At 61.6% G+C, this 12,797-nt stretch carries 12 protein-coding genes; 3 read left to right on the top strand and 9 right to left on the bottom strand.

Annotated features, from left to right (window positions below; genetic code table 11):
• Positions 1-3 precede the first annotated feature (3 nt).
• On the top strand, positions 4-885 hold the full coding sequence (gene mmsB / locus ACQZ5H_RS31165) for a 3-hydroxyisobutyrate dehydrogenase (protein ID WP_449100035.1): 882 nt from the start codon (positions 4-6) through the stop codon (positions 883-885).
• Here mmsB and ACQZ5H_RS31160 read toward each other — a convergent pair whose 3' ends face one another.
• The 8 genes from ACQZ5H_RS31160 to ACQZ5H_RS31125 all read right to left on the bottom strand — a co-directional run bounded on the left by ACQZ5H_RS31160 (position 886) and on the right by ACQZ5H_RS31125 (position 8,878).
• Positions 886-1,644, bottom strand: coding sequence for a fumarylacetoacetate hydrolase family protein (locus tag ACQZ5H_RS31160; protein WP_413711377.1), 759 nt, complete (start codon positions 1,642-1,644; stop codon positions 886-888).
• A gap of 79 nt (positions 1,645-1,723) precedes the next feature.
• Positions 1,724-3,091, bottom strand: a complete 1,368-nt coding sequence (locus ACQZ5H_RS31155) for an FGGY-family carbohydrate kinase (RefSeq protein WP_449100034.1) — start codon at positions 3,089-3,091, stop codon at positions 1,724-1,726.
• Positions 3,088-3,408, bottom strand: coding sequence for an L-rhamnose mutarotase (gene rhaM, locus ACQZ5H_RS31150; RefSeq protein WP_449100033.1), 321 nt, complete (start codon positions 3,406-3,408; stop codon positions 3,088-3,090). Before rhaM ends, ACQZ5H_RS31155 begins: the two co-directional genes overlap by 4 nt.
• Positions 3,405-4,418, bottom strand: coding sequence for an ABC transporter permease (locus ACQZ5H_RS31145; RefSeq protein WP_449100032.1), 1,014 nt, complete (start codon positions 4,416-4,418; stop codon positions 3,405-3,407). The genes rhaM and ACQZ5H_RS31145 overlap by 4 nt, the downstream gene beginning before the upstream one ends.
• Positions 4,415-5,404 (bottom strand): ABC transporter permease, encoded by a 990-nt coding sequence (locus ACQZ5H_RS31140; RefSeq protein WP_449100031.1) that lies wholly within the window; start codon positions 5,402-5,404, stop codon positions 4,415-4,417. Before ACQZ5H_RS31140 ends, ACQZ5H_RS31145 begins: the two co-directional genes overlap by 4 nt.
• 9 nt (positions 5,405-5,413) lie before the next feature.
• Positions 5,414-6,949, bottom strand: coding sequence for a sugar ABC transporter ATP-binding protein (locus tag ACQZ5H_RS31135; RefSeq protein ID WP_449100030.1), 1,536 nt, complete (start codon positions 6,947-6,949; stop codon positions 5,414-5,416).
• Positions 6,950-7,018: 69 nt separating this feature from the next.
• Positions 7,019-8,014: a rhamnose ABC transporter substrate-binding protein gene (gene rhaS / locus ACQZ5H_RS31130; protein WP_112720560.1), complete on the bottom strand. Its 996-nt coding sequence runs from the start codon at positions 8,012-8,014 to the stop codon at positions 7,019-7,021.
• A 51-nt stretch (positions 8,015-8,065) separates the two neighbouring features.
• A complete protein-coding gene (locus ACQZ5H_RS31125) occupies positions 8,066-8,878 on the bottom strand; it encodes a DeoR/GlpR family DNA-binding transcription regulator (protein WP_112720559.1) in 813 nt (270 codons plus the stop codon).
• A gap of 194 nt (positions 8,879-9,072) precedes the next feature.
• Between ACQZ5H_RS31125 and ACQZ5H_RS31120 the strand changes: the two genes are divergently transcribed.
• Positions 9,073-11,169: a bifunctional rhamnulose-1-phosphate aldolase/short-chain dehydrogenase gene (locus tag ACQZ5H_RS31120; protein WP_449100029.1), complete on the top strand. Its 2,097-nt coding sequence runs from the start codon at positions 9,073-9,075 to the stop codon at positions 11,167-11,169.
• A gap of 1 nt (position 11,170) precedes the next feature.
• Here ACQZ5H_RS31120 and ACQZ5H_RS31115 read toward each other — a convergent pair whose 3' ends face one another.
• Positions 11,171-11,329 (bottom strand): YqaE/Pmp3 family membrane protein, encoded by a 159-nt coding sequence (locus tag ACQZ5H_RS31115; RefSeq protein WP_449100028.1) that lies wholly within the window; start codon positions 11,327-11,329, stop codon positions 11,171-11,173.
• A gap of 80 nt (positions 11,330-11,409) precedes the next feature.
• Between ACQZ5H_RS31115 and rhaI the strand changes: the two genes are divergently transcribed.
• On the top strand, positions 11,410-12,702 hold the full coding sequence (gene rhaI / locus ACQZ5H_RS31110) for an L-rhamnose catabolism isomerase (protein WP_449100027.1): 1,293 nt from the start codon (positions 11,410-11,412) through the stop codon (positions 12,700-12,702).
• Positions 12,703-12,797: the final 95 nt, after the last annotated feature.

The raw sequence follows: 12,797 nt of genomic DNA, 5'->3' as shown, positions 1-12,797 counted from the left end.
CCAATGGCACGGATCGCGTTCATCGGCCTCGGTAATATGGGCGGCCCGATGGCTGCCAATCTCGTCAAGGCCGGCCATCAGGTGACCGGCTTCGACCTCGCCGCAACGGTGCTGAAGGCGGCGGAAGAGAGCGGCGTGAAGCCCGCCAGCCATGCCAGCCAGGCCGTCAAGGATGCCGAGATCATCGTCACCATGCTGCCGCAGGGCAAGCATGTGCTGACCGCCTGGGCCGATATCCTGCAATCGGCGGCAGAGGGTTCGCTGGTCATCGACTGCTCGACGATCGATGTCGAAAGTTCGCGCAAAGCGCATGATCTCGCCAAAGCGGCGGGCTGCCTGTCGCTCGATGCGCCGGTCTCCGGCGGCACCGGCGGGGCGACGGCGGGAACGCTGACCTTCATGGCCGGTGGATCAGACGAGAGCTTCGCCAAGGCGATGCCCATCCTCGAGGCGATGGGCAAGAAGATCGTCCACTGCGGCGAGGCGGGAGCGGGGCAGGCCGCCAAGATCTGCAACAACATGATCTTGGGCATTTCGATGATCGGCGTCTGCGAGGCCTTCGTGCTCGCCGAAAAGCTCGGTCTCGCGCATCAGGCGCTGTTCGATGTCGCCTCGACCTCGTCGGGCCAATGCTGGTCGATCAATACCTACTGCCCGGTTCCCGGGCCGGTGCCGACATCGCCCGCCAATAATGACTATAAGCCGGGCTTTGCCGCCGCTCTGATGCTCAAGGACCTGCGGCTGTCGCAGGAGGCTGCACTTGCCAGCGGCGCATCGACGCCGCTCGGCGCCGAGGCGGCGCAGCTCTATGCGTTGTTCGAAAAGCTCGGCAATGGCGGAAAGGACTTTTCCGCCATCATCGAGATGTTCCGCAACAGGGACTGATTACTGCGTCAGCGACAGGTGCATCCTGGCATCGCCGAGCGTCGTGTCGAGCTCGCCGCCCGAGGCGAGCTCGATCGCGCCGCAGAGCGAGCCGGTGGTGATGACTGCGCCGGAGCGCAACGAGCTGTCCGGCCGGAACGAGTCGTTGGCATAGTCGACCAGCCAGGTGAGCACATCAACCTTCACATGCTGGGCCGTCGCATCATAGATCGGCTGGCCGTTCAGCGTCACCTTCAGCGGCGTGCCGGTGCAGGTATCGAGGATCGACCGCGGCAGCGCCGGACCGAGCACATAGCCGAGATTGGCAAGGCGGTCTGCGAGGAAGAGCAGCGGAGAAATCTTGTTGCCCTCGGCGACCGCGGTCCACGACAGCTCGACGCCGAGATAGGCATCAGCAACGGCATCCGCGATCTCGGCGCGGGTGTATTTGCCGCCGCTGCGGATCGGCAGATCCTTGCCGAGGCGCACCGCGATCTCCGCTTCGTACTTCATGCCCGCGACCCAGGGGAGCTTCGCGCCCGATACGGCTTCGACATAGGGATGCAGCGGCGCCGTCACCGGCTGATTGTCCGCCGGCATCGCGACCTTCCAGGCATTGCTGCGAATGCCTTCCTCGGCCGAAAGGAAATTCTGCGCATCCATGGCCTGGCGATGGTCGCCGGGCAGCGGGAACTCCGCGGTGGAGGCCTGCTTGCCGGCGTTGCGAAGGCTGCGAAGCTTGGCCGCAAGGGCGCGCGGATCGAAGGCTGAATCTGTCATGGTATTTCCTCCACCTGATGTGTGCGCGCAAACTAAACGCCTGAGATAGATGGGGTAAAGCGCGGCCTTGGAAAGACTGTTATTCCGTCAGCGCATACCAAGCGGCGCGATAGGCCACGAGCCCGGCGATATCGGACGGCGCGAAACGCGTCTCCTTGGTCGGCGCCGGCTTGACGCCGGTCAGCAGCGAAGCGCCCTGGCTGGTGCCGGTCGAGCCGGGAAGCGCGATGACCTCACGCTGCGTCAGCGCTGCCATGAGCTTGAGATAAAGACCGTTCGTCGAGAACGGTCCCTCGACGATCACAGGCCCCTTGGCACCAATCAGATCGAGGCAGGCTTGGCTCATCAGCGCCAGATAGAGACACGCGGCCGCATAGCGCTCGGCAGGGCTTGCCGCATCGCCATTGATCCATTGTCTTTCCCGTCCGGGGAAGGGACCGGAACCAGGCGCCACGTTGGGCAGTAGCATGATCTTGCCGGAAATGACGGATGGCAGGGCAGCGATCGCGTCCTCCTCGGAAACCTTGCCTATCTCGGCCGAAAGTATCTCGAACTCACGCCCGCCCATGAAACGGGAGGAGGGGACGGCGCGACCATAGGCATCGACATTGGCGAGCGCATCGCGCTTCGCATCGAGATGTTCCAGATCACCACCGACGCCGAAATTGACGACCCAGGTGCCGGTCGAGACGACGGCGAAGGGCGCTTCGCGGGCAACCAGATGCGGCAGCAGCGAGGCGTTTGAATCGTGGATGCCGCAATAGATCGGGACGGAGAGGCCGATGTCATCGGCAATCTCGGGCAGCAGCGGGCCAAGAGTATCGAAGGCCGAGCGGATCGGCGCCATCAGATCGCGAATGCCGAGTGCATCGACAAGCGTCGAATATTGCCCGGTCTTCGGGTTCCATAGATCGGTATGGCAGCCAAGCGACGTCGCCTCGTTGGCGGCAACGCCGGTCAGTCGCGCTGCCCAATATTGCGGGTAGGTGACGATCGCGGCGACCTTCGCGAACTCCTCCGGAAAAGCCGTCTTCTGATAATGCAGCTGGGCGCCGATATTCAGGCCCATCGTCTGACGCGGCGAATAGGTCTCGCTGAAGGGCGGGCGGAGCGCGGTATAGGCATCGCGGATCGCGGCGGGATATTTGTGTTCGTAGTCGAGCACCGGCATGGCCAGATTGCCACCGGCATCGAGAAGGGCCGCCGATGCACCATGGGTGGTGATCGAGATTGCCTCGAAACCCGGCTCCCTGGCGAAGCGCCGGAAGGCATCGAGCATGAAGGACCAGAGCGCTTCGACATCGTAATGCGGATAGATCCCGTCCTTCAGAACGGTATTCGCCATCTTGGCGGAAGCGATCTCGGCGCCGGTTTCGGCGTCGAGGACGACGACCTTGGCGTTGGTCTTGCCGATATCGAGAACGGCGATGCGGCGGTAGCTGCTCATGGCATATGGAAGACGGTGACGAGATCGCTTTGGACGGGCGAATTGTCGGGGTTACTAGCCATGATGTCGGCCATATGCGCCCACCACTTCTTCATCACCGGATGCTCGGGAAGACTCGCCATCGTGTGATCGGCCTTGCGCGTCAGCACGCCAAACAGCGTGCTGGTCTCGCGGTCGAGATGGATCGAGTAATCGCTGGCACCGGATTTATGCAGGAGATCAACCAGTTCCGGCCAGATCTCGTCATGCCGCCTGATGTATTCGGCTTCCATGCCCGGATTGAGCTTCATCTTGAAGGCGTGTTTCTGCAAGGTCATTTGGAGCTCATCAGCTTGATGCGGCGGGCGATGATCGGAATGGCGATGGTGATGATCAAGAGCAGGCCGATGAAGATCGACATGACGATGCCGGGCACGTTGAGCAGGCCGAGGCCGAAGGTGACGAGGCCCATGACAAAGGCGGCGATGACGACGCCGCCGATCGTGCCGGAGCCGCCGAGGATCGATACGCCGCCGAGCACCACCATGGTCACCACTTCGAGCTCCCATCCCTGGGCGATCGACGGGCGCGTCGAGCCGAGGCGCGAGGTCAGGCAGACGGCGGCGATGCCGCTCATCACGCCTGTCAGCACGAAGAGGATGAACTTGATGCGCTCGACCGGAATGCCGGAGAAGCGGGCGGCGAACTCGTTGTTGCCGATCGTGTAGATCTGGCGGCCGAAATTCGTGGCATGCAGCAGGATCGCGAAAGCGATTGCCAGCACGATGAACAGCACGAATTCGAACGAGAACACCCAGAAGACATAGCCCTGGCCGAAATAGGCGAAATCCGCCGGATACTTGCCGTAGGCCTGGTCGCCGAGCACGATATAGGAAATGCCGCGGAACAGGCTCATCGTGCCGATGGTCACGACGATCGACGGCAGTTTCATCACCGAAACCAGGAAGCCGTTGAAGATGCCGCAAAGGAGGCCGGTTCCGATGCCGATCAGCACGATGACGGGCGTGCCGAAGCCGGCCTGAACGGCCGCACCCATCGCCGTCGAGGCAAGCGCGATGATGGCGGCGACCGAGAGGTCGATTTCACCGGCAATGACGAGCAGCGCCATGGCAAAGGCAATCATCGCCTTTTCGGTGAAGTTGAAGGTCGCGTCCGAGAGGTTCCAGGCATCGAGAAAATAGGGCGACGCCACGGAATTGAAGATGAAGATCAGCACGGCGACGCCGAAGAGCAGGACTTCCCAGCTCGACATGATGCGGCGCAGCGGCGTGCCCAGCCGATCGGGAATGACGCGCTTTTCCGGCGTTGCTGACGAAACGGTGCTCATGCTGCCACCTCTGCTGCTGCCTTGTCCCGCAGGATGATGCGGCCGCGATTGCGCTCGCGCCGGGCGTTGAAGACGACGGCGAGGATGATGACCGTTCCTGAAATCGCCATCTGCGTGAAGGGCGAAATGCCGATGACGGGAAGGGCGTTCTTGATGACGCCGAGGAACAGCGCGCCGAGCACCGTGCCGATGACCGAGCCGACGCCACCGGCAATCGAGATGCCGCCGATGACGCAGGCCGCAACGCTGTCGAGCTCGAAGCCGTTGGCGATATCGACATAGGCGACGGCATAGCGCGAGACCCAGAGATAGCTCGAAAGGCCCGCCAGCGCACCCGAGAGCACGAAGGCGAGGAACTTCGTCCAGCCGGTATCGATCCCGGCATAGACGGCAGCTGTCGGATTGCCGCCGGTCGCATAGGCCGAGCGGCCGAACTGCGTGTATTTCAGGAGCATGTACATCAGAAGCACGATGATGATGCCGACCCAGCTCAAGACCGGCAGGCCGAGGATAGGTTCGCGCGGGACGGAGAGGAAAGTCGGCGTCATCTGATGGGCGTTGACCCAGGCGCCGCCCGAGAGAACGAAGGCCATGCCGCGATAGATCGTCAGCGTGCCCAGCGTCACGACGATCGGCGGTATCTCGAGCGCCCAGACGAGGAAGCCGTTTATGGCGCCGAGCGCGGCGCCGATGGCAATTGCCGCGACGATCAGCACGATCAATGGGATACCGGGATAGGCGGCATTCAGCATGGCGATCGCCATGCCGGTAAAGGCAAGATTGGCTGCGACGGAGAGGTCGATCGACTTTGTGAGAATGACCGTCATCTGCGCCAGCGCCAGAATGATCAGGATCGAGGTGTCATTGAAGATGCCGGCGAGGTTCGACGGCGTCGCGAAATCGGCGGCGCGCGTCGAGAAGATGCCGATCATCACGACGATGATGACGAAAAGCAGGGTTTCGCGTTTTCTGATCAGTCTTGCCATGCTTTTACCTCACGCATTTCCGGTCGCCGCGCGCACCAGCACTTCCGGCGAGAGTTTGTCGCGGTCGTAGAGACCGGCCGAAAGGCCTTCCTTCATCACCAGAACGCGGTCCGACATGCCGATGATTTCGGGCAGTTCCGAAGAGATCATGATGATCGACAGGCCCTCGGCGGCGAGCTCGCTGATGAAGCCGTGGACGGCGGCCTTGGAGCCGATATCGATGCCCTTTGTCGGCTCGTCGAGAATGATGACCTTCGGCATAGTGGCGAGCCACTTGCCGATGACGACCTTCTGCTGGTTGCCGCCCGACAGCGTGCCGACGGGAACGGAGAGCGCTGCGGCGCGCAGATCCAGCCGCTCGGCATATTGGCGGGCGAGGGCGAATTCTTCCGCAGCCTTCAGGAAGCCCTTGCGCGAGGTGCGCGTCAGCGACGGCAGGGTCATGTTCTGATAGATCGGCATCGGCAGCGCTAGGCCATGGCGGCCGCGCTCTTCCGGCACATAGACGATGCCGGCGCGGATCGCATCGAGCGGCGAATTGATCGAAAGCTCCTTGCCTTCCAGCGTCAGGCGGCCGGAGAGCGGCTTGGTGATGCCGAACAGCGACTGGCTGAGCTCGGAGCGGCCGGCGCCGATCAGGCCGTAGACGCCGAGGATTTCGCCCTTGCGCAGCGTGAAGGAAATGTCGCGGAATTCGGTGCGGTGACAGTATTTCTCGACGCTCATGACGGGAGCACCGATCGCCACGTCGATCTTCGGGAAGGCGTTCTCGACATCGCGGCCGACCATCATCTTGACGATCGTATCCTGCGGCGTCTCCTTGAGGCGCCCGGCGCCGACGGCCTTGCCGTCGCGGAAGACGGCGAAATTGTCGGCGATCTCGTAGAGCTCGTCGAACTTGTGGCTGATGAAGAGGATCGCCTTGCCCTTGGCCTTCAGGCCCTGGACGATGCGGAAGAGATCGTCGATCTCCTTACGCGAAAGGGCGGCCGTCGGCTCGTCCATGATGACGATGCGGGCCTCGATCGACAAAGCGCGGGCGATCGCCACCAGATGGCGCTGCGCAATCGAGAGGTCCTTGAGGCGGATCGTCGGATCGATATTGCTTTCCAGCGAGATCAGCAGCTCCTTCGAGCGCTCGTTCATCGCCTTCCAGTCGATGGTGCGGAAGCGGGTTTTCGGCGCATGGCCGAGAAAGATGTTTTCGGCAACCGTCAGCTCGTCGAAGAGCACGGTTTCCTGATGGATGGCGGTGACGCCTGCGTCGATCGCGGCCTGCGCGCTCGTAAAGCTGACGGTCTGCCCATCGACGATGATCTCGCCTTCGTTCGGGCGGTAGATGCCGGTCAAGATCTTGACCAGCGTCGACTTGCCGGCGCCGTTTTCACCAATCAGCGCCGTGACCTTGCCCGGATAGAGCGCAATGCTGACATTATCGAGCGCCTTCACGCCCGGAAATATCTGCGAAATGCCGCGCATTTCGAGAATGGCGGGCGCGTCATCGGGCCGTGTGGCCTGGACTGGTTCTTGAAGGGCAGTCGTCATCAGCAAAACCATGAAGAAAGAGAAGCCCGGCGGCATGGAGCCGCCGGGTGTCTGGATGTTTCCGTAGGATCAGAAGACCTTGGAGAACTGGTCGATGTTCGAAGCGTTGTAGACGAACGGATCGGACATGGCGGCTTCGCCCTTGTCGTCGATCTTGATCTTGCCCATGCGGCCGGCTTCGATTTCCGTGCCCGGCTTGCCATCGGCATCACCCTTGACGAGGTGATAGGCGATCTGCGTTGCCGAGTAGCCGAGATCGATCGGGTTCCAGATGGCGAATTCCTTCGTCGCACCCGACTTGATCGCGCCGGCCATTTCGGACGGCAGGCCGAGCCCCGTGACGTAGACCTTGCCGACGAGGCCCTTGTCTTCGACAACCTTGGAAGCGGCGAGAACGCCGACCGTCGTCGGAGCGACGATGACCTTAACGTTCGGGTTGGACTTCAGGAGGCCTTCAGCTTCGCGGTAGGACTTGTCGGAGAGGTCGTCGCCGTACACCGTGGTGACGAGGTTCAGACCAGCGAAGTCCTTCAGCTGCTTCTTCATCTGGTCGATCCAGATGTTCTGGTTCGTCGAGGTCGTCGTTGCCGACAGGATGGCGAAATCGCCCTTGCCGCCTTCGAGGTGATCCTTGACGAGCGTCAGGCACATCTTGCCGATCAGCTCGTTGGACGACGGGTTCAGCTGCAGGATACGGCCTTCAGGTGCAACGCCGGAGTCCCAGGAGATGACCTTGATGCCGCGCTGAGCAGCCTTCTTGAGGGCCGGAACGACAGCGTCCGGATCGTTTGCCGAGATAGCGATCGCATCGACGCCCTGGGCGATCAGCGAGTTGATGACTTCGATCTGGCCTTCTGCGGTCGTCGAGGTCGGGCCGGTGTAGATCACTTCCACGCCGCCGAGTTCCTTGGCTGCTTCCTGCGCGCCCTTGTTGGCGGCGTCGAAGAAGCCGTTGCCCAGCGACTTCACGACGAGACCGATCTTGATGTCCTTGGCGCTGGCCGAGCCGGCCATCACGGCGACGGCAAATGCCACGCCGATTGCAAGTTTCTTTGCGAGTTTCATGCTTTCATCCTCCCACGTTGATTAAGTCTAACGACATCCGGCCGGCGCCCCTCAGGCGACCGACGAGGAATCCTCCCTTGCCGCCTGTGCGGCTGCGCTCGCGATCACGAGCTTGATACCTGCATCCTCGATCATCCGGACGGCCTCCTCCGGGATGCCATCGTCCGTAATGATCGTCGAAACGCGCTCGAGCGGGCACAGAATGAGGCTCGAGCGGCGGCGGAACTTGCTTGAATCGACCATGACGACGAGCTCGTCGGCCTGATGCATCAACTTCTGTTCGCTCTGAATGATCTGCGCATCGGCTTCCATGATGCCGTGCGGGCCGACGCCCTGGGCACCGAAGAAGAAGCGGCGTGCATAGAAATGACGGATCGCGTCATTGTCGAAGGGCGACAGGATCAGGCTCTGCTCGCGATAGATCACGCCGCCCGGAACCGTCACCGTATTCTTCGAATGCTTCACCAGATGTTCGGCAATCGCGAAGGAATTGGTCATCACCTGCATCCGGTGGCCGGACATGAAGTGAACCATCTGGAATGTCGTGGTGCCGCCATTGATAATGATGGCGTCGCCGGGATCGCAGAGATCGACGGCTGCGCGGGCAATTGCGCGCTTCTTATCGATGTTGACTGATTCTGACACCCGGAACGGACGGCCTGCAAGGTTGCCCAGCTGCGGCGGGTGAACGGCCTCGGCGCCGCCGCGCACGCGACGGATCTTACCCTGCACGTGAAGGGCCGCAATGTCACGACGGATCGTGGCCTCGGAAGCCTCGGTCAGTTCAGCGATATCCTGAATCGTGACGACCGACTTCTCCTGTACCGCGCTCATGATGATGCGATGGCGTTCGCGTTCGTGCATTGGTTCCTCCGTGTCACATTTATTTCGTATCGGTTAAAAGCTGTCAATCAAAAACGATCAAGAAATTTCATATTGCGCTGCACAATAACTGTTTTTGATCGTTTTCGATTGACAACGCGCACTTTGATGAGCGATACCCGTCACGACAAGAGCGTGGATCTTTCTGCGCACAAGAACTCACATGGGAGGATGACATGGCGGCCACCGTTCGGCTTCTTGATAACCGTTGGGATGACAGTTACGCGGCGAAACTCGATGAGCCGGGCAAGCTGCTCTACCGCTCGAACCTCCTCGGCGCCGACAAGCGCATCACCAATTACGGCGGCGGCAACACCTCTGCGAAGGTGATGGAAACCGATCCGCTGAATGGCGAAAAGGTCAAGGTTCTCTGGGTGAAGGGCTCCGGCGGCGATGTCGGCACCATCAAGCTCGATGGCTTCGCGACGCTCTATCAGGACAAGCTCGACTCGCTGAAGAGCATTTACAAGGGTGTCGAAGACGAAGACCGCATGGTCGGCTTCCTGCCGCACTGCACCTTCAACCTGAACTCACGCGCTGCCTCGATCGATACGCCGCTGCACGGCTTCGTGCCGTTCACCCATGTCGACCACATGCATCCGGACGCGATCATCGCGATTGCCGCCGCCAAGAATTCCAGGGAATTGACGCAGCAGATCTTCGGCGCTGATATCGGCTGGCTGCCCTGGCGCCGCCCGGGCTTCCAGCTCGGCCTCGATCTCGAAGCCTTCGTCAAGGCCAACCCGAATGCCAAGGGCGTCGTGCTCGAAAGCCATGGCCTCTTCACCTGGGCGAACGATGCCAAGGCCTGCTACGAGCTGACGCTCGATATCATCAACAAGGCGATCGAGTGGTTCGCGCAGCAGACCGAAGGAAAGACGATCTTCGGCGGTGCGGCGACCGAGAGCCTGCCGGTTGCCGAGCGCCGCGCCATTGCGGCCCGCCTGATGCCGGAAATCCGCGGCCGCATCGGCAAGCAGGAGCGCAAGCTCGGTCATTTCGATGATCAGGATGCCGTGCTCGAATTCGTCAATTCGAAGAACCTGCGCCCGCTCGGCGCGCTCGGCACCAGCTGCCCGGATCATTTCCTGCGCACCAAGATCCGCCCGCTCATCGTCGAACTTGATCCCGCAAAGCCCGATGTCGATGCGATTATTGCTGGTCTCGATGCGGCGCTCGAAGCCTACCGTGCCGATTACGCCCGCTATTACAACGACTGCAAGCACGACAATTCGCCCGCCATGCGCGATGCGAACCCGGTCATCTTCCTGGTGCCCGGCGTCGGCATGCTCTCGTTTGCTCGCGACAAGGCGACGGCCCGCATCGCCAGCGAGTTCTACGTCAACGCCATCAACGTCATGCGCGGCGCTTCGACGGTTTCCGAATATCAGGGCCTGCCGGAGCAGGAAGCCTTCGATATCGAATACTGGCTGCTCGAAGAGGCAAAGCTGCAGCGCATGCCGAAGCCGAAGAGCCTCGCCGGCAAGGTTGCCTTCGTCACCGGCGGCGCCGGCGGTATCGGCCGCGCTACGGCCGCCCGCCTGATGGGCGAGGGTGCCTGCGTGGTTCTCGCCGATATCGATGCCGAAGCGCTCTCTGCCGCTGAAGCCGACTTCGCCAAGAAGTACAGCGCCGACGCGGTTCGCAGCGTCAAGCTCGATGTCACCCGGGAAGATGCGGTCATCTCGGCCTTCGCCGAATCCTGCGTGGAATTCGGCGGCGTCGACATCCTCGTCTCCAACGCCGGTATTGCCTCCTCGGCACCGATCGAAAGCACCGAGCTTTCGATGTGGAACAAGAATATCGACATTCTCGCGACCGGTTACTTCTTGGTGTCGCGCGAAGCCTTCCGCCTGTTCCGCAAGCAGAATCTCGGCGGCAACGTCGTCTTCGTCGCTTCCAAGAACGGCCTTGCCTCGTCGCCGAATGCGGCTGCCTATTGCACTGCCAAGGCTGCCGAGATCCATCTCGCACGCTGCCTGGCGCTCGAAGGGGCGGAAGCGGGCATTCGCGTCAATACGGTCAACCCGGATGCGGTTCTGCGCGGCTCGAAGATCTGGAACGGCGAATGGCGCGAACAGCGCGCGGCCTCCTCGAAAATCGAAGTGGACGATCTCGAGGAACATTACCGCAAGCGTTCGATGCTGAAGCTCAACGTCTTCCCGGAAGATATCGCCGAAGCCATCTACTTCCTGGCGTCCGATCTCTCGGCCAAGTCGACGGGCAACATCATCAACGTCGACGCCGGCAACGCGCAGAGCTTCCCGCGGTAAGCTATTTCCGGAGGATCACCCATATTGCATGGATGATCCCCGGCACGTAGCCGCAGAGCGTCAGCAATATATTGAGCCAGAAATGCAGGCCGATACCGACCTGCATGAATACGCCGAGTGGCGGCAGGATGATCGCTAGAAGAATGCGGATAACGTCCACGTTTGCCCCTTTGGTTGTGAGAAAATGCAGGCAATAGAACGCGACAGGTCATCTATGGTTCGCGTTCCAGGGAGGAATTGATGGCCGAGTTCAAGATTTCCAAGGATGTAATCGCGCAGCAGAACGACAAGCGTGCGACCGCGCTGAAAGACGATTACGACGCGCTCGGCGCTACGCTTGCGCGCCGCGGCATCGATATCGAAAACGTCACCCGCAAGGTGTCCGAGTTCTTCGTCGCCGTTCCCTCCTGGGGCGTCGGCACGGGCGGCACGCGCTTTGCACGCTTCCCTGGAACCGGTGAGCCGCGCGGCATCTTCGACAAGCTCGACGATTGCTCCGTCATCAACGAGTTGACGCGGGCGACGCCGAATGTCTCGCTGCATATCCCGTGGGACAAGGCCGATGCCAAGGAGCTGCGCGCCAAGGGCGATGCGCTCGGCCTCGGCTTCGATGCGATGAACTCCAACACCTTCTCGGACGCACCCGGCCAGAAGCATTCCTACAAATACGGTTCGCTCAGCCACACGGATGCGGCAACCCGCGCCCAGGCGGTCGAGCACAATCTCGAATGCATCGAGATCGGCAAGTCGATCGGCTCCAAGGCGCTGACCGTCTGGATCGGCGACGGCTCGAACTTCCCCGGCCAGAGCAATTTCACCAAGGCATTCGAGCGCTATCTCGCTTCGATGGGCGACATCTACAAGGCGCTGCCCGACGACTGGAAGCTGTTCTCCGAGCATAAGATGTACGAGCCGGCCTTCTACTCGACCATCGTGCAGGATTGGGGCACCAACTACCTGATCGCCCAGACGCTCGGCCCCAAGGCGCAGTGCCTCGTCGACCTCGGCCACCACGCGCCGAACACCAATATCGAGATGATCGTCGCCCGGCTGATCCAGTTCGGCAAGCTTGGCGGCTTCCATTTCAACGATTCGAAGTATGGCGACGATGACCTGGATGCCGGTTCGATCGAGCCCTACCGCCTGTTCCTCGTCTTCAACGAGCTCGTCGATGCCGAACAGCGCGGGGTCAACGACTTCAATCCGGCCCATATGATCGACCAGTCGCATAACGTCACCGACCCGATCGAGAGCCTGATCAACAGTGCCAACGAAATCCGCCGCGCCTATGCCCAGGCTTTGCTCGTCGACCGCAAGGCGCTCGCCGGTTATCAGGATGAGAACGACGCGCTGATGGCGACCGAAACGCTGAAGCGCGCCTATCGCGCTGATGTCGAGCCGATCCTCGCCGAAGCCCGCCGCCGCGCTGGCGGCGCCATCGACCCCGTCGCCACCTACCGCGCCAGCGGCTACCGCAAGAAGGTCGCCGCTGAGCGCCCGGCTTCGGCCGCAGGTGGTGGCGGCATTATCTAAGAAAGACTAGCCTCCCAAGGCTCGGCCGCCGCAGATCGATGCGGCGGCCGGAAGATTTCTAGAAAATAAGTTCAATATATCTGTCTAAGCCATTG

The organism is Rhizobium sp. 21-4511-3d (assembly GCF_053522545.1).
Note: the sequence above shows the minus strand (reverse complement) of the source record. Positions and strands in the feature narration are given on the sequence as shown.

What these genes read in the sequence shown, in the direction of transcription:
- rhaI (WP_449100027.1), top strand. Translation starts at nt 11,410, where the DNA reads ATGGCCGAGTTCAAGATTTCCAAGGATGTAATCGCGCAGCAGAACGAC.
- ACQZ5H_RS31120 (WP_449100029.1), top strand. Translation starts at nt 9,073, where the DNA reads ATGGCGGCCACCGTTCGGCTTCTTGATAACCGTTGGGATGACAGTTAC.
- ACQZ5H_RS31140 (WP_449100031.1), bottom strand. Translation starts at nt 5,404, where the DNA reads ATGGCAAGACTGATCAGAAAACGCGAAACCCTGCTTTTCGTCATCATC.
- ACQZ5H_RS31160 (WP_413711377.1), bottom strand. Translation starts at nt 1,644, where the DNA reads ATGACAGATTCAGCCTTCGATCCGCGCGCCCTTGCGGCCAAGCTTCGC.
- ACQZ5H_RS31125 (WP_112720559.1), bottom strand. Translation starts at nt 8,878, where the DNA reads ATGCACGAACGCGAACGCCATCGCATCATCATGAGCGCGGTACAGGAG.
- rhaS (WP_112720560.1), bottom strand. Translation starts at nt 8,014, where the DNA reads ATGAAACTCGCAAAGAAACTTGCAATCGGCGTGGCATTTGCCGTCGCC.
- ACQZ5H_RS31135 (WP_449100030.1), bottom strand. Translation starts at nt 6,949, where the DNA reads ATGACGACTGCCCTTCAAGAACCAGTCCAGGCCACACGGCCCGATGAC.
- ACQZ5H_RS31155 (WP_449100034.1), bottom strand. Translation starts at nt 3,091, where the DNA reads ATGAGCAGCTACCGCCGCATCGCCGTTCTCGATATCGGCAAGACCAAC.
- mmsB (WP_449100035.1), top strand. Translation starts at nt 4, where the DNA reads ATGGCACGGATCGCGTTCATCGGCCTCGGTAATATGGGCGGCCCGATG.
- ACQZ5H_RS31145 (WP_449100032.1), bottom strand. Translation starts at nt 4,418, where the DNA reads ATGAGCACCGTTTCGTCAGCAACGCCGGAAAAGCGCGTCATTCCCGAT.
- rhaM (WP_449100033.1), bottom strand. Translation starts at nt 3,408, where the DNA reads ATGACCTTGCAGAAACACGCCTTCAAGATGAAGCTCAATCCGGGCATG.